14 protein-coding genes are annotated in these 21,761 nt (G+C 71.9%); 11 read left to right on the forward strand and 3 right to left on the reverse strand.

Annotation, left to right across the window (positions count from 1 at the left end; translation table 11 throughout):
• Positions 1 to 374: 374 nt before the first annotated feature.
• Positions 375 to 3,356, reverse strand: coding sequence for a heterodisulfide reductase-related iron-sulfur binding cluster (locus VFV89_RS23415; RefSeq protein WP_329708404.1), 2,982 nt, complete (start codon positions 3,354 to 3,356; stop codon positions 375 to 377).
• A 479-nt stretch (positions 3,357 to 3,835) separates the two neighbouring features.
• On the opposite strand from VFV89_RS23415, the gene VFV89_RS23420 reads away from it, so the two are divergent.
• From VFV89_RS23420 to VFV89_RS23450, 7 genes are all read left to right on the forward strand, one after another.
• The gene (locus VFV89_RS23420) at positions 3,836 to 5,782 is read left to right on the forward strand and encodes a PrsW family glutamic-type intramembrane protease (RefSeq protein ID WP_329708405.1); all 1,947 of its coding nucleotides are present in this window, start codon (positions 3,836 to 3,838) and stop codon (positions 5,780 to 5,782) included.
• A gap of 27 nt (positions 5,783 to 5,809) precedes the next feature.
• On the forward strand, positions 5,810 to 7,915 hold the full coding sequence (locus VFV89_RS23425; RefSeq protein WP_329708406.1) for a hypothetical protein: 2,106 nt from the start codon (positions 5,810 to 5,812) through the stop codon (positions 7,913 to 7,915).
• Positions 7,916 to 7,947: 32 nt separating this feature from the next.
• Complete coding sequence (locus VFV89_RS23430) at positions 7,948 to 9,903, forward strand: clostripain-related cysteine peptidase (RefSeq protein WP_329708407.1); 1,956 nt, start codon at positions 7,948 to 7,950, stop codon at positions 9,901 to 9,903.
• A complete protein-coding gene (locus tag VFV89_RS23435) occupies positions 9,900 to 11,873 on the forward strand; it encodes a clostripain-related cysteine peptidase (protein WP_329708408.1) in 1,974 nt (657 codons plus the stop codon). The genes VFV89_RS23430 and VFV89_RS23435 overlap by 4 nt, the downstream gene beginning before the upstream one ends.
• 57 nt (positions 11,874 to 11,930) lie before the next feature.
• Positions 11,931 to 12,125, forward strand: a complete 195-nt coding sequence (locus VFV89_RS23440) for a hypothetical protein (RefSeq protein ID WP_329708409.1) — start codon at positions 11,931 to 11,933, stop codon at positions 12,123 to 12,125.
• A 26-nt stretch (positions 12,126 to 12,151) separates the two neighbouring features.
• Entirely contained in the window at positions 12,152 to 12,832 is a 681-nt protein-coding gene (locus VFV89_RS23445) for a response regulator transcription factor (RefSeq protein ID WP_414690422.1), read from the forward strand.
• A gap of 86 nt (positions 12,833 to 12,918) precedes the next feature.
• Positions 12,919 to 13,299, forward strand: coding sequence for a response regulator transcription factor (locus tag VFV89_RS23450; protein ID WP_329708410.1), 381 nt, complete (start codon positions 12,919 to 12,921; stop codon positions 13,297 to 13,299).
• Here VFV89_RS23450 and VFV89_RS23455 read toward each other — a convergent pair.
• Positions 13,255 to 15,315, reverse strand: a complete 2,061-nt coding sequence (locus VFV89_RS23455; protein WP_329708411.1) for a hypothetical protein — start codon at positions 15,313 to 15,315, stop codon at positions 13,255 to 13,257. The genes VFV89_RS23450 and VFV89_RS23455 overlap by 45 nt on opposite strands.
• A gap of 1 nt (position 15,316) precedes the next feature.
• Positions 15,317 to 16,630 (reverse strand): sensor histidine kinase, encoded by a 1,314-nt coding sequence (locus tag VFV89_RS23460; protein ID WP_329708412.1) that lies wholly within the window; start codon positions 16,628 to 16,630, stop codon positions 15,317 to 15,319.
• A gap of 207 nt (positions 16,631 to 16,837) precedes the next feature.
• On the opposite strand from VFV89_RS23460, the gene VFV89_RS23465 reads away from it, so the two are divergent.
• The 4 genes from VFV89_RS23465 (at position 16,838) to VFV89_RS23480 (ending at position 21,732) form a co-directional block, all read left to right on the forward strand.
• Positions 16,838 to 17,608 carry an ABC transporter ATP-binding protein gene (locus VFV89_RS23465; RefSeq protein ID WP_329708413.1) on the forward strand — a complete coding sequence of 257 codons (771 nt, stop codon included), beginning with the start codon at positions 16,838 to 16,840 and terminating at the stop codon, positions 17,606 to 17,608.
• 26 nt (positions 17,609 to 17,634) lie between these two features.
• Complete coding sequence (locus VFV89_RS23470) at positions 17,635 to 20,157, forward strand: ABC transporter permease (RefSeq protein ID WP_329708414.1); 2,523 nt, start codon at positions 17,635 to 17,637, stop codon at positions 20,155 to 20,157.
• 110 nt (positions 20,158 to 20,267) lie between these two features.
• Entirely contained in the window at positions 20,268 to 21,116 is an 849-nt protein-coding gene (locus VFV89_RS23475; protein ID WP_329708415.1) for a metalloregulator ArsR/SmtB family transcription factor, read from the forward strand.
• A gap of 1 nt (position 21,117) precedes the next feature.
• On the forward strand, positions 21,118 to 21,732 hold the full coding sequence (locus tag VFV89_RS23480; RefSeq protein ID WP_329708416.1) for a dihydrofolate reductase family protein: 615 nt from the start codon (positions 21,118 to 21,120) through the stop codon (positions 21,730 to 21,732).
• Positions 21,733 to 21,761: the final 29 nt, after the last annotated feature.

Raw genomic sequence — 21,761 nt, forward strand, 5'->3', positions numbered from 1 at the left:
CGGGGTGGGTCCCAGCACCGGGTCACCTGGCTTCGAGGCTCGGCGCCGGGGCGCCTCGCACCTCAGCCACCGTGGTGGTCCGCCGCTGGTCGAGCCTGTCGAGACCTCCGGGGGGTGGGCGCCTGCTGTCGGCCGCTGGTCGAGCCTGTCGAGACCTCCGCGGGGTGGGCGCCGGGGTGGGTCCCAGCACCGGGTCACCTGGCTTCGAGGCTCGGCGCCGGGGCGCCTCGCACCTCAGCCACCGTGGTGGTCCGCCGCTGGTCGAGCCTGTCGAGACCTCCGCAGGGTAGGCGCCCGCGTCGGTCCCGGCCTCGGGGTCGCCTGGCTTCGAGGCTCGGCGCTGGGGCGCCTCGCACCTCAGCCACCGTGGGAGATCAGAGATCGAAGAGGGAGCCCGAGTCGTCGATGTCGACGTCGGTCTTCGGCGTGTGTGTCTCGCCGGAGGAGGTGGGCTTGGGCTTCTCCTCGCCGGACTGGTCCTCCGGCTCCCGCTCGGTCGGCTGCTCCGCCGGCGCCGGCTCGTCGTCCGGTGCGGTCGCCTCGCCCTCGGGTGCTGGCCCGGGCTCCTGCTCGGCAGGCGGCTCCACCACCTCGGGGGCGGCGATGTCGAACAGCGAGCCGCTGTAGGACTCGGCGGGGGTGTCCGGCTGGGTGGGTGCCTCGGCTGCGGGGGTCTCGACAGGCTCGACCGGCGTGGTGTCGGTCGTGGTCCCGGCCTCGGGCTCGGGAGCCTCGATGTCGAACAGCGAGCCGCTGTAGGACTCGGTCGCGGTGTCCGGGTCGGTGGGTGCCTCGGCTGCGGGGGTCTCGACAGGCTCGACCGGCGTGGTGTCGGTCGTGGTCCCGGCCTCGGGCTCGGGAGTCTCGATGTCGAAGAGCGAGCCGCTTGACGAGGTGGCTGCGGGGGGCTCGACGGGCTCGGCCGGAGCAGCCTCCTCGAGGGCCTCGACGTCGAAGAGCGAGCCTCCGGACGCCTTCGCGACCGGTGCCTCGTCGGCCGCCGGCGCCGAGTCGCCGACGTCGAACAGCGACGAGCCACCACCGGAGGCCTTCGCGGCGGGTGATGCCTCGGACGTCTCGGTGACCGTGTCCGCGGTGATGGTCTCGTCGCCCGGCTCGGGCTCGGCCCTGGTCTCGACCGGCCGCTCCTTCAGCGCCGTACCGCCACCTCCGGGCCCGGCAGCGACGGGTGCCTGACGGGTGGCCACCTCGCCCTTGACCGACGCCAGCAGCATCTGTGCGACGTCGAGGACCTCGACCTCCTCGCGCGCCTCGCCCTTGTCGATGGCGGCGGTGAGGCCGTCGGAGAGCATCACCCGGCAGAAGGGGCAGCCGACCGCGATCTGGTCCGCGCCCGTCGCGACCGCCTCGCTGGTGCGCGCGGAGTTGATCCGCGTGCCGATGTTCTCCTCCATCCACATCCGGGCGCCGCCGGCGCCGCAGCAGAAGGACCGCTCGGAGTTGCGCGGCATCTCCACGAAGTCGGCGCCGGGGAGGACCTGGAGCAGTTCGCGGGGCGGTGAGTAGACGCCGTTGTGGCGGCCGATGTAGCACGGGTCGTGGTAGGTGATCGTCCGTTTGTGGGCACCGGCGCCCTCGCGCACGGGGGTCAGCCTCCCCTCGCGCACCAGCCGGTTGAGCAGCTGGGTGTGGTGGACGACCTCGAGCTCGATGCCGAAGTCCTTGTACTCGTTCTTCAGCGTGTTGAAGCAGTGCGCACAGGTCGAGACGACCTTCTTGACCTTGTACTCCTTGAACGTCTCGACGTTCTGCTGGGCCAGCCCCTGGAAGACGAACTCGTTGCCGGCCCGGCGCGCCTGGTCGCCGTTGCACGTCTCGCCGTTGCCGAGTACGGCGAACGACACGTCGGCCAGGTGCAGCAGCTCGGCCACGGCGCGCGTGGTCTTCTTCTGGCGGTCCTCGTAGGCACCGGCGCAGCCGACCCAGAACAGCCACTCGACCTCGTCCAGCGACTCGACGTCCTCGCCGACGACCTTGACCTCGAAGTCGAGCCCTTGGGCCCAGTCCATCCGCGCGGTGGGCGACATGTTCCAGGGGTTGCCCTTGTTCTCCATCCCCTTGAACAGCTGGTTGAGCTCGGATGGGAAGCTCGACTCGACGAGCACCTGGTAGCGGCGCATGTCGACGATGTGGTCGACGTGCTCGATGTCGACCGGGCACTGGTTGACGCAGGCGCCGCAGGTCACGCACGACCACAGCACGTCGGTGTCGATGACCGCACCGCCCTCGGGCTCCCAGGCGAGCCCCTCGGTCTCGCCGACCAGCGGCCGGTCCGCCTCGTCGAGCACCGCCTGCGGCAGGGAGGCGCGAGCGCCCTCGTCGGCCAGGAGGTACGGCGCCTTCGCGAACGCGTGGTCGCGAAGGTTCATGATCAGCATCTTGGGAGAGAGCGGCTTGTCGGTGTTCCACGCCGGGCACTGGGACTGGCAGCGGCCGCACTCGGTGCAGGTCGCGAAGTCGAGGATCCCCTTCCAGGAGAAGTCCTCGATCGAGCCGATGCCCAGAGTCGTGTTCTCGTCCATGTCCTCGATGTCGTCGAGGGTGACCGGCTTGCCTTCGGACATCAGCGGCTTCACCGCGCCCAGGGCGACGGGGTGGCGGCCGAAAAGGATGTTGAGCGGCGCCACGAAGATGTGCAGGTGCTTGCTGTTGAGGACGATCACCAGGAACGCGAGCATGACTCCGATGTGCAGGAGCAGCCCGACGCCCTCGAGAGCGTCGAGGCTGTCCGGCGACATCGCGTCGAACAGGTGGCCGACAGCGTGCGAGGCGTAGGCACCGTTGCCGTAGGGGAGGTTGCCGTTCGCCGCCGCGGCGCCGCGGAACAGGAACATCGTCCAGATGACGTTGAAGATCATGAAGAGGATCAGCCAGGCGCCGCCGAGGTGTGACCCCGAGAAGCGCGACCTGCGGCCGAGCTGCTCGGGCCGGTTCCGCAGCCGGATCACGGCGAAGACGACGATGCCGGCCAGCGCGAGCAGCGCGATGGTGTCCTGGGCGAACCCGAGCAGGTCCCAGTGGCCGATCACCGGGATCGCCCACTGCTCGTTGCGGGAGAAGAGGATCCCGAACGCCTCGAGGTAGACCGTGCCCAGGATCACGAACGCCCAGAAGACGAAGAAGTGCGCGGCGCCCGGCACCGTCCACTTCAGCAGCTTCTTCTGTCCGAAGACCTCGACGACCTGGTTCTTGACCGCCTCACCGAGCTTCGAGGTGACGTGCTCTACCCGGTCCGGCGCCGGCTGGCCGCTCATCACCAGCCGGTAGAGGAAGAGCACCCGGCGCCCGGCCACGGGAAGCGCGACGACCAGCATCACCAGCCCCAAGATCAGCACCCACAGATCCACTGCCCCAGCTCTCTTCCCGGTGTCGAGTACGGCGACCCTGTACCCGCAGCGCCAGGGTCTGCCCGCCTGCGGCAGCCTACGGGCACCGCGGCGCACCGGGTCGTCGGTGAGACGAATCCTACTTCTCGGTAACTTCCCGCTGGAGACGGGTCCCGGGCGGCTCAGGACAGGTGTCTCTGGGGACCGGGACACGCCGCCCGCCACGATCACGCCCGGGCCGCGGCACTGCGCGACCCGGATGGTCCGGATCGGAACCGGAATGACCCGTTTCGCGTCCGAGATCACGCGAACGGGTCATTTACGGTGATCCGGCAACACGGCACACTCAGGCAGCCGCCGGCATCGTCGGCTGCGGAGCAAGGAACATGGGGATCTCGGCCCCCCGAGTGGAGAGCATCTGTGAGGGGATCGTCGCAGGGTCGCGCGCGCCTCGAGCAGAGCGCTGAGGAGAAGGTGCGCTGACCGAAATGTCCGAGACTTCCAAGGGCTCCTCGACGTCGCCCGAGCTGCCCGCGGGCGCCAGGTTCGACCCGATGACGGGCGCCGAGCTGAGTGGTGGCACCGGCCCGGGCACCCCACGCAAGCAGAGCTTCGCCCTGCAGCCGGGCGAGCCCGTGGCGTCGTTCAACGTCGTGACGTCGCTGATGCCGCTGGCCTCCGGCACCGCCCCGCAGACCTATCGCTGGGCGATCGGGCTCGGGATCCTCATCCCGGTCGTGGCCGGCGCGCTCGGCTTCCTGGCCTTCGCGTTTGTGGCCGCCGCGTTCGTGGTGCCCACCGTCTACGTCGTCTACATGTACGACGTCAACGAGTGGGAGGACCAGCCCGTCGGCGTCGTGCTGGGCGCGATCGGGGCCGCCGCCGTGCTCGGGGTCGGGTTCACCTTCCTCTGGCACGCCGGGCTGCTCGGCGACGACCTCGCGACCGTCGACTTCGACGACCACGGCTCGGGCAGCGTGCGCTGGACGAGCTTCTTCGTCCTGGTGCTCCTCGTGCCGATCGTCGGCGAGGTGCTCAAGCAGGTCGGGCCGATCCTGCTGGCCCGGAGGCCGCAGTTCGACGACATGATCGACGGGCTCACCTTCGGTGTCGCGGCCGGCGCGGCGTTCGCCGCGGCCGAGACGATCGTGGTCAACCGCGGCCTGTTCTCGAGCTTCGGCCAGGTCGACTCCCCGAACGCCGGCTTCTGGGTCTCGCTGATCCTCTCGGCGGCGGTGGTCAAGCCGATCGTCTACGGCGCGGCCACCGGCATCGCGGTGGCGAGCTTCTCCGGTCTGGGTGCCGGCTACGACGGGTTCAAGCCGGCCTACTTCCGCGGCCTGGCCGAGGCGCTGGTCGCCAACATCGCGTTCCAGGCCGGGCTGTTCTTCACCGCCCGGGTCGAGGGCACGGCCGGTGCCGTCCTCGGGCTGGTGTGGGGTGCGCTGGTCGCGGCGGTGCTGGTCGTGCGGCTGCGCTACCTGCTCCACTACGCGGTGCTCGAGGCCGCACTCGAGGCGGTGTCCGGCGGCGCCACCCTCAAGGACGCGGTGGTCGGTACGGCGTACTGCCCGTCCTGCGAGATGCCGCTGGTCGCCGGGGCCAACTTCTGCGTCGTGTGCGGCACCTCGGTGCGGGCCGGCAGCAAGGTCACCCGGGGTCGCAACCGCACCGAGGACGCCGACCCGGCGACCGTGCAGCCATCGCTCCGGCCGGCGGTGGCGGGGGTGGCGCCCCACGACAACAAGATGACCGCGCTGGTCGTCGGGGTCGTCGCGGCCGTCATCCTGGTCGGCGGTGTGATCGGGCAGGCCGCGGCCTCGGCGGCGAGCAACGAGGGCGACGAGAGCCCGCCGGCGGAGACCCCGGTCACGATCGACCAGTCGGCCGGTGAGGACCAGCTCAACAGGACCCCGGCCGTCCATCTCGGCGGCGACGGGTCCGCCGAGGGTCGCAGCCTCGACGCAGCAGGCTCGGCCGCGAGCATCCAGCAGCTGAGCAGCAACGACAGCGTGCTGATGGTGGTCCCGAAGGGCTTCCGGATCGTCGACCAGGCCGACGGGTTCATCCAGGTCTTCGGCTACAAGGGCTACTTCTTCGCCTACCTGACCCCGAAGAAGACCACGCTCACCAAGCTGATCACCAACAACCTCAACGGCATCGCGAACATGGGTGTCCAGCAGCTGCAGATCACCCAGCCCCAGTCGGTGCAGCTGAGCGGGGTGAACGGCGCGGCGACGCTGAACTTCCGTGGGCTGCTCGCGACGCAGCAGGGCGGCACCATCCCGGTCGAGGGCTTCGCCTACTACTTCGTGCGCACCAACGGCACCGGCGCGACGGCGTTCGCCCTCTACGGCAAGGGCGCGCTCAAGCCCAAGTCGAAGCTGCTCAATGGCTACAACACCATGCTCAACACGCTGGCCAGCACGCTGTGACGTCGGCCGACACCTGCAGGAGGAATCGTGACCACCACACCTGAGACACCCTCGGGCGGTGCCCCGCTCGCACCTCTCGGTGCGCGGTTCGACCCCGTCACCGGGGCCGAGCTCAGCGCCGGCACCGGTGCCGGTGGTGAGCGGCGGCAGAGCTACGCGCTCCAGCCCGGCGAGCCCGTCGCGTCGTTCAACCTCGTGACGTCGCTGATGCCGCTGGCCTCGGGCTCGGCGCCGCAGACCTACCGGTGGGCGCTCGGCGTCGGGATCCTCATCCCGGTCGTGGCCGGCGCGCTCGGCTTCCTGGCCTTCGCGTTCGTCGCCGCCGCGGTCGTCGTCCCGGCGATCTATGTGGTCTACATGTACGACGTCAACCAGTGGGAGGACCAGCCCATCGGCGTCGTGCTGGGGGCGATCGGGGCCGCCGCCGCGCTCGGCGTGGGCTTCACCTTCCTCTGGCACGCCGGGATCCTCGACAGCAACATCTCCTCGCTGAACTTCGACGGCAACGGCTCGGGCGGCATCCGCTGGCAGAGCCTGCTGGTGCTCGTGCTCCTGGTGCCGATCGTCAGCGAGGTGCTCAAGGAGGTCGGGCCGCTGATCCTGGCGGGCCGTCCGCAGTTCGACGACATGATCGACGGGCTCACCTTCGGTGTCGCCGCCGGCGCTGCCTACGCCGCGGCCGAGACGATCGTGGTCAACCGCGGCCTGTTCAGCGACTTCGGCCACGTCGACTCACCCAACGCCGGCTTCTGGGTCTCGCTGATCCTCTCGGCCGCGGTGGTCAAGCCGATCGTCTACGGCGCGGCCACGGGCATCGCGGTGGCGAGCTACTCCGGCCTCGGTGAGGGCTACGACGGGTTCAAGCCGGCCTACTTCCGCGGGCTCGCCGAGGCTCTGATCGCCAACATCGCGTTCCAGGCCGGGCTGTTCTTCTCCGCCCGGATCGAGGGCACCACCGGCGCGGTCATCGGCCTGGTCTGGGGGGCGCTCGTCGCCGCGGCGCTCGTGGTGCGGCTGCGCTACCTGCTCCACTTCGCGGTGCTGGAGGCTGCGCTCGAGGCCGCGGCCACCGGCGGAGAGCTCAAGGACACCGCGCACGGGACGGCGTACTGCCCCTCGTGCGAGATGCCGCTGCTGCCGGGCGCGAACTTCTGCGTGGCCTGCGGCACGGCGGTGCGGGCCGGCAGCAAGGTGACCCGCTCCCGCAACCGGGTCGACGACACCGCGCCCGTGCTCGACGAGGCCGGCGAGCCGGTCGCCGCGGCGCCGGTCAGGCCGTCGCTGAACCCGACACCGGAGGGCGTGGCGCCCCAGGACAACAAGCGCACCGCGCTGGTGGTCGGTGTCGTGGCCGCGACGATCGTGGTCGCGGGTGTGGTCGGCCAGGCGGCCGCCGCGGCGGCCGCCGACGAGAAGCAGCCGCCGAGCACCTCGCCGATCGACCTGCAGACCCAGGTCGGGTCGGGTCCGACGACCGGCCCGGCGCCGACACCGGTCCCAGCACCTGGTCCCACCCCCGACGCGTCCGAGGGCGCCTCGTCCGGCACCGCGCCGTCGGCGGCCAAGGGCTTCGGCCAGTTCGCCTCCGCCGACCTCACCACGGGGCCGTCCACCGGGACGACCGAGGCGCCGGACACCGGCGGCAGTGGTGGCATCGGTGGCGTCCCGACCGGCGGCAGCCACGTCACGGTCAGCGGGGACATCGGCTTCGACCTGCCCGACGGCTACGAGGTCGAGGTCCAGGAGGACGGGTTCGTCCAGGTCTACGGCGACGGCGGCCTGTTCTTCGCCTACACCACCCCGCCGCCCACCGACATGCAGACGGTCGTCACCAACCACCTGAACGGCCTGCAGTCGCTCGGCATCCAGGAGCTCGCGGTCAGCGACCCCCAGGAGATGCAGATCCCGAGCTCGTCGGTGGTGCAGTGCGTGCTGCTCGGCTTCCAGGGCACCCTGGCGACCCAGCAGAACGGCACCCTGCCGGTCGAGGGCTTCGCGTACTACTTCCTGCTCCAGGACGGCACCGGCGTCACGGCGTTCACGCTCTACCAGCAGGGTGCGCTGGACGACGACAACAGCCCCCTGCTGCAGGGCTACGAGCAGATGTTCAACTCGCTGGTCGGCAGCTTCTGACCGGACCCGACGACACACGGAGGACACACCCGGTGCGGATCCACTTCCCCCGGGCCGGACGGCGAACGGCCGGGCTGGCCGCCCTCGTGGCGGCCGGCACGGCCGTCGTCCTGACCGGCCTGGGCACCACCGGCGCGGCGGTCGCCGACGCCGCCGACGAGGCGTCGGCCGCCGACTGGACGATGATGGTCTACGCCGTCGGCGACACGATGTCGGTGCCGCAGCTGATGGTCGAGAACCTCAACGAGATCGCGCAGCTTCCCGACGACCCCGACGTCAACGTCGTGGTCCTGCTCGACCTCCCCGAGGCGACCGACACCGACGCGCCCACCTCGCCGGTGGCGGGCGTCGGCGACTTCAGCACCGCCAAGCTGCTGGTGCTGCAGGACCACCAGTACCACGAAGTCCGCGACCTCGGAGAGGTCTCGATGGGGCGGCCCGACACGCTGGCGAGCTTCGTCGCCGAGGCGGCGGACAGGTTCCCCGCCAGGCACTACGGCTTCACCTTCTTCGACCACGGCGGCGGCAACACCGGCGGGTACGTCGACACCGGACCGCCCGGCACCCAGGCGCTGACCGTGCCACTGATGCGGCAGGGGCTGATCAGCGGCATGGCGCAGGCCGGAATCGACCGGTTCGACGTGATCAACCAGGCCGCGTGCCTGATGGCGAACTACGAGACGGTCTCCGCGCTGGCGCCACTGAGCAGATGGCTGGCCGGCTCGGAGGAGATCATGATCGACCACCCGCTGGCCCCCGCGTCGTTCCCCCCGATGGCCGACGGCGGTGACGGGGAGGCGGTCGCGAACGGCTTCGTCCAGGGATATGTCGACCTGCTCGACACCATCGCGACCTCGCCGGGCGGCCAGGCCTACCGCGACCTGGTCGCGATGTCCGTCGTCGACGGCGACGCGGTGGCCGGCCTGGACGCGGCGATGCAGTCGTTCAGCCAGGCCGCGATCGCGCACATGGACGAGATCACGACCTCGCTGGCCCGGGCCCGGGCGCAGGCGCTCGAGTTCGTCACCGGCTTCCCGGGGACCGAGGGCCAGTCCGCCGACCTGGTCGACCTCGGCGACTTCATGAAGCACCTCACCGACGTCCCCGACGACGTCGCGGTGGCCCGCGACGCGGTCTCCGCCGCGGTCGACCGCGCGGTCACCACGCAGGCGACCGGGCAGGGCACCCAGCAGGCCACCGGCATCAACGTCTACCTGCCGGCCAACCCGAGGTTCGTCAACACCGACGTGCTCAACGACGGCACCGAGCCGCCGGGGTGGCGCGAGCTCGTGGAGGCGTTCGTGCAGAGCGCGAGCTCGTCGCAGGGCAGCACCGGCCAGGGTGTCCAGTTCGTCTCCCAGCAGGCCCAGGTGCTGCAGGCCGACGCGTCCGGCATCAAGATCGCCGGGCAGCTCACCGACGGCACCCGCGCCAACGCGACCAGTGCCGACACCTACGTCTTCACCGACTTCGGCGGGCAGGAGCACGCGCTGGGCATCATCCTGCCGGCCTACCTCGACGCCGGCGGGCCGGGACAGGTGCAGGGCGTCTGGAACTACGCCCTGACCGCGCTGACCGACGGCAAGCGAGTCGCGCCCGCCACGGCGCAGTACCAAGCACAGTCCGGCGGCCTGCTCGGCATCTTCTTCGCCCAGTACACCGCGCCCAACGGCGCGGTCAGCGACGTCGGCTTCCGTGAGCTGCTGAGCAGCCAGGGCGACATCCAGAGCGTCAGCGTCGTCGACGCGAGCTCCGGGTCGTCGGCGGGGGTCTCGCTCGAGGTCGGCGGCACGATCACGCCCTACGTCTTCATGCCGTCCTCGGGAGGCTACGAGCCGGCGCTCTCCGACCAGACCGTCACGGTGACCAACGACCTCGCGGTCGGCTTCGTGAAGCTGCCGAAGAGCACCCGGTTCGACATGGGGCTGGTGGTCCAGGACGCGGCCGGCAACAGTGCGACGGCCTTCACCTCCGGGCAGGTCCAGTGAGCGCCGGCCGGAGGCTGTGGGCCGCTCTCGTCGCGGGCGCGGCCTGCCTGACGGCGGGTGCCCTGGTCGCGGCCTCCGCCGCGGCCGCGCCGAGGGTGGTCGCAGCGTCGGCAGGGGCCGACGACACCGGGGCCGACTGGACCCTGATGATCTACGACGTCGCCGACACGGTGAACATCGCCGACGAGATGATCCGCAACCTCGCAGCGTTCGCAGCGCTGCCGCCGATGGCGAACGTCAACGTCGTCGCGCTGGTCGACCTGCCGGAGCAGAGCGACCCGGGCTACCCGCGGGCGACGCTGCCCGGCGTGGCGCCGTTCACGACCGCCAAGCTGCTGGTGCTCGGCGACAACAAGTGGAACGAGGTCCGCGACCTGGGCGAGGTGTCCATGGGGCGGCCGAGCGTGCTGTCGGGTTTCATCGAGGAGGCGGCCGACCGGTTCCCGGCCGACAAGTACGGACTGGTCCTCTCCGACCACGGGTCAGGTGTGGCCGGCGGCTACTACGACACCGGCCCGCCCGGCCAGGCGCACCTGAGCATCGCCGCGATGCGCGAGGGGATCCTCACCGGGCTGCAGGCGGCGGGGATCGACCGGTTCGAGGTGATCGACCACGACGCGTGCCTGATGTCCAACTACGAGGTCGCCTCGGCGCTGGCGCCGTTCGCCAAGGCGATGGCGGGCTCGGAGGAGGTCACCTTCGGCGACGCGACGCTCAGCACGGACGCGATCCTGGCCCTCGGCCAGGGCGTGTCCGGCGCCGAGTGGGGGCGGATCAACAACGAGGCCTACGGCCGGTACGCCGACGGCGGCCCCCAGGGCTGGGGCAACTTCACCGCGGCCTCCGTGGTCGACGGTGACGCCATGGCGCGGCTGGACGCGGCCGTCCAGTCCTTCGCCGACGCCGCGTCGGCCCACATGGCGCAGATCGCGCCGGAGGTCGGCAGGGCCCGCACGGCAGCGCTGGAGTTCGTGAAGGGGCTCGACCCCGAGGTCGGGCCGCAGGACCTCGTCGACCTCGGCGACTTCCTGCGCCACCTCCAGGACGTCCCCGACGACGTCGCCGTCGCCCGCGACGCGGTCTTCGCCGCGCTCGACCAGGCCGTGGAAACCCAGGTGACCCGGCAGGCCACCCAGCAGGCGACCGGGCTCAGCGTCTACTTCCCGAAGTTCACCACCTTCGCCCAGCAGTACGTCGACCAGCACATCGGCCCGCCCGGCTGGGAGGAGTTCGTCTCGTCCTACCTCGCGCAGACCGGAGCCGCGACCGGCCAGCAGGACCACTCCGCGCACTTCACCACGCCGGACGCGACGATCCTCGAGCAGGGACCGGACGGCATCCTGGTCGCCGGCCAGCTCGGCGACGGCCAGTCGGCCAATGTGACCGGCGCCGAGACGCAGGTCTTCACCTCGATCGCCGGCAGGCAGACGCTGGTCATCGACCTGCCCGGCTACCTCGATGCCGGCGGTCGCGACCAGGTGCAGGGTGCGTGGAGCTACCAGGTCACCGCGGTCGGCAACGGCGGCGGCGGGCGCGGGCTGCCGGTGTCCTCGATCTACCAGGCGCAGTCGGGCGGCCTGATCGGCACCTTCTACGCGTCGTACACAGCCGCGGACGGGCAGACCACCGACGTGCAGTTCCGGCTGCTGCTCAGCTCGCGGGGCGAGATCCAGGGGGTGACGGTCTCCCAGGCGGGCACCGGCGGCAGCGCACCGGTCACGCTCGACGGCGGGCGGCTCACGCCCTACTACATCGTGCCGACCGACCAGAGCTTCGACCTCGAGCCGGCCGACCAGTCGGTGCAGGTGACGGAGGACTTCCAGATCTCCTTCCCCGGCCTGAAGCCGGGCACGCCGTTCCAGATGGGGGTCGTGGTCACCGACGTGGCGGGCAGCGTCGACGGCGCCTTCACGACGTCGACCGTCCAGGGCGGCGGCAGCCAGGGGAGGAGCTCGCTGAAGGTGCAGTGACTGTGCGCTGGTTCCGCCTGGATGTATCTCGGCGGGGTGCTGCGCGCACCTATGTGCATGGACACGACACTCTGCCCCGAGTGCGGCGCACTGGCCGAGGTGCAGTGGCGTGCGGTCATGGAGAGCACCGATGGGCCGGTGGAGCACGCGAGGATCGGCTGCCTGCGCCGGCACTGGTTCCTGCTCCCGGTTGCATCGCTCGCGAGGCGGCGACCGGTGGATCCAGCCACCGGCCGGCTGCGAGCGGCCTGAGGTCCCTGCGCCCTACAGTGAGCGCCATGACGGTGCGCGTCGTCTTCGCGGACGACAACTACCTCGTGCGCGAGGGGGTGGCCGGCCTGCTCGCGGAGACCGCCGAGGTCGACCTCGTCGAGACCGTGGCCGACCCGGACGCCCTGCTCCGGGCGGTCGTGCTGCACCGACCCGACGCCGTGCTGACCGACATCCGGATGCCACCGACCTTCACGACCGAGGGGATCGACGCGGCCAAGCGGATCCGGGCCGACTACCCCGAGACCGGCGTGGTGGTCCTCTCGCAGTACGTCGAGGAGGACTACGCCTTCGACCTGCTCTCCGACGGTGTCGAGGGGCTCGGCTACCTGCTCAAGGAGCGGGTGACGGAGGTCGACGAGCTGGTCCGCGCGCTGCACGACGTGGCCCGGGGCGGGTCCGCCCTGGACCCCAAGGTGGTCGAGGGGCTGCTCGCGCGGAAGGGCACCGACACCGGCTCAGCGCTGGGCGGGCTGACCGAGCGTGAGCTCGAGGTCCTCCGGGAGCTCGCGACCGGCCGGAGCAACGCGGCGACGGCGAAGGCGCTCTACATGAGCGAACGCGCGGTCGAGAAGCACGTGGGCTCGGTCTTCCAGAAGCTCGGGCTGGTCAACGAGTCCGACGTGAACCGCCGCGTCATGGCGGTGCTCGCCTACCTCGAGTCGACCGGCGGTGCTCCGGGACGGTGACGCCGGGCAGCACGTGCCGGCGTGTGGCTAGCCCCACTGCCTCCGCTGCGCCGGCCGGGGAGTATTGAGCCATGAGGAGGTCTGCCGTGCGTGAGGTGCGCGTCCTGGTCGTCGACGACCAGGAGCCCTTCCGCCGCGCCATGGCCTCCGTCGTCGACGCGACCGAGGGCTTCGTCGTCGTCGGGTCCGCCACCACCGGCGAGGAGTCGCTGGTCATGGCCGGCGACCTGGCGCCGGACCTCGTGCTCATGGACGTCAACCTGCCCGGCATCGACGGGATCGAGGCGACCCGGCGGCTCGGCGCCGACGGGCGAGGACCCGTGGTGTTCCTGCTGTCGACCTACGACGAGGACGAGGTCGGCGCGGCCCGGGGTGGTGCGGCGACCTACATCCCCAAGGGGGCGTTCGGCCCGGACCGGCTCTCAGCCGCTTGGCAGGAGGCCACCCGGGTCCGGGGCGAGGGCTGACTGCTCGGCCGGGGCCCCGACGACGGGGATGGAGAGCGCGAGCATGCCGTCGGCCACCGTGAGGAGGCCGCCGACAGCCTCCACCCGGTCCTCGACGCCCTGGCGGTCGATGCGGCCGGACGCTCCCGAGACCCGGAGCACGAGCCGGCCGGCGTCCTCGGCGAGCTCGACCGAGACCGGGCCGTCGCCGGCGCGCAGGACCTCGGCGCAGCAGAAGTAGACCGCGGCCTCCACGCGTGGGGCGTAGCGGCGACCGGCTGCCACGCCGACGACGAGCTCGGCGCCGCCCGAGGCCCGTGCGACCAGCGACTGGAGGGTCGGCACCAGCCCGGAGCGGACCAGCTGTGAAGGGAACACGCCGCGAGTGAGCTCGCGCAGCGCCTCCAGCGCAGCGTTGGTGCCGTCGACCAGCCGGTCCAGGCCGGGGTCGGTGCCCTCGGCCACCGCGGAGCGCGCGCGGCTCACCTCACCGGGCAGCGACTGCAGGAACGGGAGCACGTTGCGCGCTATCGCGGCCTCGAGGGCACGGCGCGCGGCGTCGTCGGCAGCGATCAGCCGCATCCGTGACCCGGCCAGCAGCCGCGTTGCGCGATCGAGCTCGGCGACCCGGTCGGCGAGGGCGCCGGCCAGCGCCGTGTTGCCGAACGCGACCGCCGTCTGGTCGGCCAGCGCGTCCAGGAGCCGAAGTTCGGAGCCACGCAGGCTGCGGCCGCGAGGGAGGACGACTGCGATCCGGCCCAGCTCCCTTCCCTCGGTGCGGACGGGCACGACCTCGTCGGGCACGGCCTCGGGTGCGGACGGCCACCAGCCCCACGTCCCCGAGGCCGGCGGGCCGCCGGGGATGTCCAGCGTGGCCCTCGCTCCTCGGGCCGACACCGCGCGAGCCGCCGCCTCGGCGACGGCCGGCAGCAGGTCGTCCGGGTCCGGCGCCTCGGACAACCGGTGGCTGAAGTCGGCGAGCGCCTCGTAGGGCTGGGCGCGCGCGCCGTACGCCGCCCGGTTGGCCAACCGGACCACGACCCGGCGCAGCGGCTGGAAGGCGAGGGCGACCACCGCGGTGCCGAGCAGCGAGAGCCAGAACCCGCCCGTCCGACCCTCGACCAGCTGGCCTGCGAGCACGACGAGCGTGGTGTAGCCGACCGCCGCGAACGCCGCGGCCGCGGCCACGACCACCGTCCGGTTGATGATCACGTCCAGGTCGTAGAGCCGGTAGCGCAGCGCCGCGACGGCGAACAGGATCGGCATCAGGAGGAAGGCGACGTAGAGCGGGACACCGGACGCCCAGGTCTGCTCACCACCGTTGACCGCCTGCAACGTGCCGAGGATCACCAGGCCGAGCGCTGCCAGCGCGGCGGCGAGGGCGATCAGGCGCAGCTGCTGACGCACCTCGCCGGTGCTGCCCCGGAGGCGACGGACCATGGAGACCAGCGCCAGGACCATGCCCACGCAGATCATGAGGAAGCCGACGCTGAGCAGGACGGCGCGGGCCGGGTCGATCTCGTCGTCGGCGACGATCAGCCGGTACTCCCTCGGGTCGACCATGAACAGCGCCACCAGGCACAGCAGCGCGCCCCCCAGGGGCACCAGCGCGACGGTGCGCCAGCGCCGCGAGAGGAAGTGGCCGTCGGGTGCGAGCAGGAACATCAGGGCCAGCAGGGCGATCACGAGCTGGCCGCCGAACACCTGCGCGACCCAGGCACTCACGCTCGCCAGCACCGGGGTGTCCGGGCCGTCGCTCTCCTGCACCCAGTAGGCGTAGGCCTCGGTGAGGAGGGAGCTCGAGGTGACGACGCCGACGGTGGTCAGCAGCCAGCCGATCGCGTGGCGCTCGTAGCGGGAGACGATCAGGGCTCCCATCACCGCGCACCCGATGCAGGCGCCGTGGACGAACGGGAAGCCGTGCACCGCCACCGCGGTCTCGGAGGTCAGCGAGATCGCCTGCGCCGAGATCCAGACGTCGGTGGCGACCAGGACCGTGGCGATGGCGGCAAGTGTCCAGGCGAGTCGGCGCAGCACGTCAGCTCACCTCTTCGGCGCTCACCGGACGGTGGCAGGGGATCACGGCGCGGACCCTGGTGCCCCGGCCGTGGCCGGACGTGACCTGCAGGGTGCCTCCGGCGGAGTCCACCCGGTCCCGGATGTTGGCGAGCCCAGTGCCGGCCGCCACCTGCGCCGGGTCGAAGCCCCCGCCGTCGTCGGTGACGGTGAGCACCAGTGCGTCCGGGCCGGCGTCGACCTCGACCCGGGTGGATGCCGCATCGGCGTGCTTCGCGGCGTTCTGGATCGCCTCCAGGCAGCAGAAGTACGCCGCCGCCTCGATGTCGATCGGGTACCTCGTGGTCCCGCGCTCCACCACGGCAACGCCCTCTCCGGCGACCGCGCGCAGTGCGGCCGCGACGCCGGCCTCCTCCAGGAGTGGCGGGTAGATCCCGCGCGAGAGCTGGAGCAGGGTCGCCACCGCGTCCTCGGCCGCGTCCTCCTGCGCCGCCAGCAGCGCCTCGGCCCGCTCGGGTGAGGCCACCGCGAGCGTCGCGGCCAACCGGAGGTTGACCGCGAGTGCGACCAGGTGCTGCTGGGCCCCGTCGTGGATGTCCCGCTCCAGCCGGCGGCGGGCGTCGTCCTGGGCGTCGACGAGCCGTTCGCGGGAGCGGCGCAGCTCCTCCTCACGGTCCGAGAGCTCACCCAGCCGCTGCTCGAGCGCTGCGCGCAGTCGGGCCCCACGGAGGACGAGCCCGGCCTGGGCGGCCAGGTCTGCGAAGAGCCTCTCCTCGACCGGGGTGAGCGGCGCACCGGCCCGCTCGCGCAGGACCAGCATTCCGAGCCCCTCGTCGCCGTGGCGCACCGGGAGCCACCTCGTGCCCGGGTCCCAGCCGGGCGTGGCCTCCAGCTGGGCCCGTGCCTCGGGTGGCCAGGTGGCCGCGGGCACCGGCTGTCCGTCGACGGCCACCCAGACCTGGGCCCACTCCGCGCCGGTGCCCTCGGCGAGCAGCCGGGCCATCCGCAGTGGCAGGTCCTCGGCCGGTCCGACGCTGCCGACCGCGCCGGCGAAGCGTCGCATCACGTCGTACGGTGCGGGCCGGCCCCGGTGCACGACGCGTGCGGCGAGCGCCTCCAGACGGGTCAGCACCCGGTCGAACCCCAGGGCGACCACCGCGGTCGCGACCACGGAGAGGCCCACGTGCGGCGTGGAGGTGTGCCCGATGAGGAGGCCGCCGCCGACGACCACCACGAGGAAGGTCAGGCCCACGAAGGCGACCAGGCCGGCGAGCACCAGGCCCGCGGACAGCCACTCCCGACGGGTCCTGCGTCGCAGGGCCGAGGGCCACCTCATGCCCGCAGTCTGCTCGCTCGAGGGCGAGGGCGGGAGGGCGCTGGCCCCACCCCGGGGGTGGGGTTGTCCGCACGGGTCAGCCCCCTGCACCGATCGGCCAGCGCCGCCGGCGGTGCGGCCGGCCCGATCGTCGGCGGCGCCGCGCTGCGGTGTGCTCGTCGTACGCCGCCCGGACCGGACGGCGAAACGACCAAGGAGATACCAGAAATGTCCCTCACCACCCTCACCGCCCAGCAGGCCACGACCGTCACCACGGCACCCGCGGCTCGCGCCGTCAACGTCACCAAGCGCTACGGCGCCGGGGACGCCACGGTGGCCGCTCTGGACGACGTGTCCGTGGCCCTGCACCGAGGCCGCTTCACGGCCATCATGGGTCCGTCGGGCTCCGGCAAGTCGACGTTGCTGCACGTGCTCGCCGGCCTCGACCGCCCGACGTCCGGCGAGGTCTATCTCGGCGACACCGAGATCACCTCGCTGCGCGACAACAGGCTGACCAAGCTCCGGCGCGACCGGATCGGTTTCATCTTCCAGTCCTTCAACCTGCTCCCGACCCTGACCGCCGCGGAGAACATCGTCCTCCCGATGCGGATCGCCGGCCGGCGAGCGGACCCGGACTGGGTCGCCTCCATCGTGGAGACCGTCGGCCTCGGCGAACGCCTCGACCACCGGCCGGCACAGCTGTCCGGCGGCCAGCAGCAGCGCGTCGCCGCGGCCCGGGCGCTCGCATCCCGGCCGGAGATCGTCTTCGCCGACGAGCCGACCGGCGCGCTCGACTCGCGCTCCGGCGCCGAGCTCCTCGGCTTCCTCCGCAGCGCGGTGGACGAGCTCGGTCAGACCGTCGTGATGGTCACCCACGACCCGAAGGCTGCTGCCTACGCCGACCGGGTCCTCTTCCTCGCCGACGGCCAGATCGCGCACGAGATGCACGCACCCTCGGCCGACGACGTCCTCGACTACATGAAGAACCTGGGGGCCTGACGATGTTCACCGCAACCTTTCGCAGCATGGTGGCGCACAAGCTGCGCCTCCTCCTCACGACGGCGTCGATCGCCCTCGGCGTCGCCCTCCTCGCCGGCACGCTGATCCTCACCAACACCATGGGCGTCGCGTTCGACATGCTCTTCGGCAAGATCGGCGCCGGCACCGACGCCGTGGTCCGCACCGAGGCGCCGTACACCCAGACCGACGGCGTCGGCACCAACCGCGGCCCGATCGACGCGGCCGTCCTCGACCAGGTCCGCCAGGTCGACGGCGTCCGTGCCGCCGAGGGTTCGGTCCAGGGGTATGCCCTCCTGACCGACACCCGTGGCAAGGCCGTCACCACCAACGGAGGCGCCCCGACCAACGGCTACAGCATGCCGTCCGACGAGGAGCTCCGCGGTGATGTCGAGCTGCTGAGCGGCCACGCCCCGACCAACGCCCGCGAGGTGGCGATCGACGCGACCAGCGCCGAGAAGCACGACATCCCGCTCGGCTCCAGCATCAAGGTCCTGTTCCAGGGCCCGACGCAGGAGTTCACCGTCGTCGGCACGGTCGGCTACGGCGACGGGATCAAGGACCTCGGCGGCACCACGTCGGCGTACTTCGACCCGGCGACGGCACAGCAGGTGCTGGGCACGCCCGACACCTACGACCAGATCCTGGTCAGCGCCGAGAGCGGTGTGAGCCAGGCCGAGCTCGCCGACCGGCTGTCGAAGGTGATCCCCACCGGCACCGAGGCGGTCACGGGGGCGGCGGTCGCCAAGGAGAACGCAGACGCGACCAAGGAGAACTTCAAGGTCGTCGGGATCATCTTCGGGATCTTCGCCGGCATCGCGCTGTTCGTCGGCTCGTTCATCATCTGGAACACCTTCACGATGACCGTCACCCAGCGGTCGCGCGAGATCGCGCTGCTGCGGGCGATCGGCGCCAAGCGGCGCCAGGTCCTCGGCAGCCTGCTGCTCGAGGCGGTCGGGCTCGGCGTGTTCGCCTCGGCGGCCGGGTTCGGGCTCGGCATCGCCGTCGCGAAGGGTCTCAAGGTGCTGATGGACTCCGTGGGCCTCGCCCTGCCGTTCACCACCCTGCAGATCGAGGCCGGCCAGCTGTGGATCTCGCTCGCGGTCGGCGTCGGCGTCACGGTCCTCTCGGCCCTGGTGCCCGCCAGGCGGGCGACCAAGGTGCTGCCGATCGAGGCGCTGCGGGAGTCCGCTCCCGGCGCCGAGAAGCCTTCGAAGTGGCGCACCGTGCTCGGGCTGGTCGTCGTGGCCGCGGGTGCCGCGGGCCTGCTCGGCGCACTGTACGGCGACGCCGGGATGCCGGTGTTCGGCCTCGGGCTCGCGGCCGCGATGGTCGGCGTGATCATCGCGCTGCCCGCCGTGGTCCGGCCGTTGGCCTCGGTCATCGCCACCCCGCTGCGGCTGCGTGGCGTGCCCGGCGACCTGGCCAAGGAGAACGCGAGCCGCAACCCGCGGCGTACCTCCGCCACGGCGGCGGCCCTGATGATCGGCCTGACCCTGGTCGTGAGCATGGGTGTCTTCGCCTCGTCCCTGAAGGCGTCGTTCGGCGACGTCCTGTCCGACCAGGTCGACGCCGACCTCTACGTCGTCACCTCCAGCGCCCAGGCGCCGGGCTACAGCCCGTCGGTCCTGGCCGCGGTGGCGGGCACCGACGGCGTCGACAAGGTATCGGCCACCGGGTGGGGCATGGCCCGCTTCGACGGCAAGGACACCGGCTACTCCTCGATCGACCCCGACACCGCCGGCGAGGTGCTCAACGTGGGTGTCACCCAGGGCTCGCTCGCCGACCTCGGGGCGGACGACGTCATGGTGACGAAGTCCGTCGCGGCGGCGCACGGGTGGCAGGTCGGTGACACCGTGAAGGCGGAGTTCGTCGAGACCGGCACCCACCGGCTGCACATCGCGGCGGTCTACAAGGGCAAGGGCTGGATCAGCGACGACTTCGTCGTGAGCCGGGCCGCTCAGGAGGCGCTGGCCGGTCCGCAGCTCGTGACCGGTGCCTTCGTGACCGTCGCGGCCGGCGCCGACCGGGCCGAGGTCCAGGACGACATCTCGGCCGCCCTGGCCGACCACCCGGACGCGAAGGTCCTCGACCGGTCGCAGTTCGAGAAGGAGGCTGCCGGGTTCATCGACCAGCTGCTCACCTTCATGACGGTGATGCTCGCCCTGGCCGTGATGATCGCCCTGCTGGGCATCGTCAACACCCTGGCGCTCTCGGTCTTCGAGCGCACCCGGGAGCTGGGCCTGCTCCGTGCGGTCGGCATGACCCGCGGCCAGGTCCGGGCGATGGTCCGCTGGGAGTCCGCGGTGATCTCGCTGATCGGTGCCGTCGCCGGCGCCGGGCTCGGGATCGGCATCGGCCTGGCCATGTCGCAGGTCCTGAAGGACGAAGGGATCAAGTCGATCTCGATCCCGGTCGCCCAGATCGCGATCTACGTGGCGGTGGCGGCGGTCGCCGGCGTCGTCGCGGCGCTCGGCCCGGCCCGGGCCGCGGCGAAGGTCGACGTCCTCAAGGCGGTGGTCACCGACTGACCCGTTGACAGTCCGAGCGGAGGCCCGGCGGCTCGCACGAGCCGCCGGGCTTTCGTCATCGTCGAATAATTCCTTGACACGAATATTCGTGTTTGCGAATACTAGTGGTCATGGACGCGACCCTCACCGCGCTGGCCGACCCGGCCCGCTGGCGGCTGGTCACCTTGCTGGCCGAGCGGCCGCGACCCGTCGGGGTGCTCGCCCAGCTCGCCGGGGCCCGTCAGCCGCAGACCACCAAGCACCTGCAGACCCTCGAGCGGGCCGGCATCGTCGGCTCGCAGCGCTCGGGCCAACGGCGGATCTATGCGCTGCGCGCCGAGCCGCTGCGCGCGCTGGCGACCGAGCTCGGCCGGCTGGCCGACTCCGCCGACGCGCTCGGCGGTGCCCGCGAGGCCTTCGACCGCTACGGCCTGCAGCTCGAGGCCGAGCGGCTGGCCGCGCAGCGGGACGGCTGGGCGGACGACCGGTCGTTCGACTTCGACCGCGCGCTCGCAGCCCCGCCGGAGGTGGTCTGGCGCCACCTCACCGACGTCTCCCTCCTGGAGCGCTGGTGGACCCCGGACGACCTGCGCGTCTTCGAGCTGGTCTTCGATGCGCACCCCGGCGGACGGATCGTCCTGGAGTACCGCGACCGGGAGGACACCGACGGCTCGGACCAGGTCGCCGGCCGCGCGGAGGGGGTCGTGGACGACGTCGTGCCGGCTCGGCGTCTCGCCTACCGACTCTCTCCGCTGCTCCCCGACGGGAGCGCCGCCTTCACCTCCCACGTGGCCCTCGAGCTCGGCGCTGCCGGGCCCGGCACGCGGCTCGTCGTCGGCTACCGCATCTCGGGCAGCACCGTCCACGCGGCCGACTTCGTCGCCGGCATCGAGCTCGGCTTCGGCCAGAGCCTGGACAGGCTCGCCGCGCTGCTCACGGCACAGGACACCACCACCGACACCAACCCGACAGGAGCCTGACGTGACCGAGCAGAACCGCGGCCGCAGGGTCGTCACCAACCTGGCTGTCTCGCTCGACGGCCGCTACGCAATGCCCGACAACCACCTCGACATGAGCTGGGTGATGCCCTACGCCGTCACCGACGTCGCCCGCGACCACCTCACCAGCCTCTGGGAGCCGGCCACGACCGCGGTGCTGGGCCGCGTGAACGCCGAGGGGTTCCTCGGCTTCTGGCCCTCGGTCATCGACATGGAAGGGGCCGACCCGCGCGACGTGGGCTTCGCGAAGTGGCTGGTCGGCGTGGACAAGGTGGTGCTGTCCTCGACGCTCGACCCAACGCCCGGCGCAGCGCCGTGGGAGCGGACCACGGTCGAGAACCGCCCGGCCGCCGAGGTGGTCGCCGAGCTGAAGGCGAGCGAGGGCGGCGACATCCTGGTGCCTTCGAGCCCGAGCGTGATCAAGCAGCTGCTGGCCGCGGACCTCGTCGACCGGCTGGCGCTGACCGTCTTCCCGGTCTTCCTCGGCGGCGGCCCGCGGCTCTTCGAGGACGGGCTGCCGGAGGTCGGGTGGACGATCGCGCGCCAGGCGGCCGGCCCGGCCGGGGTGCTGGCGCTCGCCTACGAGCGGGTCCGTTAGGCAAAGTTTCGTCGGCTGGCCGACGTAAC

The organism is Nocardioides sp. (assembly GCF_036274455.1).
Classification (GTDB): Bacteria; Actinomycetota; Actinomycetes; order Propionibacteriales; family Nocardioidaceae; genus Nocardioides.

Bases quoted from the DNA above. Each gene is read 5' to 3' on its own strand.
- VFV89_RS23460 (WP_329708412.1), bottom strand. From the start codon at position 16,630: ATGAGGTGGCCCTCGGCCCTGCGACGCAGGACCCGTCGGGAGTGGCTG.
- VFV89_RS23440 (WP_329708409.1), top strand. From the start codon at position 11,931: ATGGACACGACACTCTGCCCCGAGTGCGGCGCACTGGCCGAGGTGCAG.
- VFV89_RS23420 (WP_329708405.1), top strand. From the start codon at position 3,836: ATGTCCGAGACTTCCAAGGGCTCCTCGACGTCGCCCGAGCTGCCCGCG.
- VFV89_RS23465 (WP_329708413.1), top strand. From the start codon at position 16,838: ATGTCCCTCACCACCCTCACCGCCCAGCAGGCCACGACCGTCACCACG.
- VFV89_RS23470 (WP_329708414.1), top strand. From the start codon at position 17,635: ATGGTGGCGCACAAGCTGCGCCTCCTCCTCACGACGGCGTCGATCGCC.
- VFV89_RS23475 (WP_329708415.1), top strand. From the start codon at position 20,268: ATGGACGCGACCCTCACCGCGCTGGCCGACCCGGCCCGCTGGCGGCTG.
- VFV89_RS23445 (WP_414690422.1), top strand. From the start codon at position 12,152: ATGACGGTGCGCGTCGTCTTCGCGGACGACAACTACCTCGTGCGCGAG.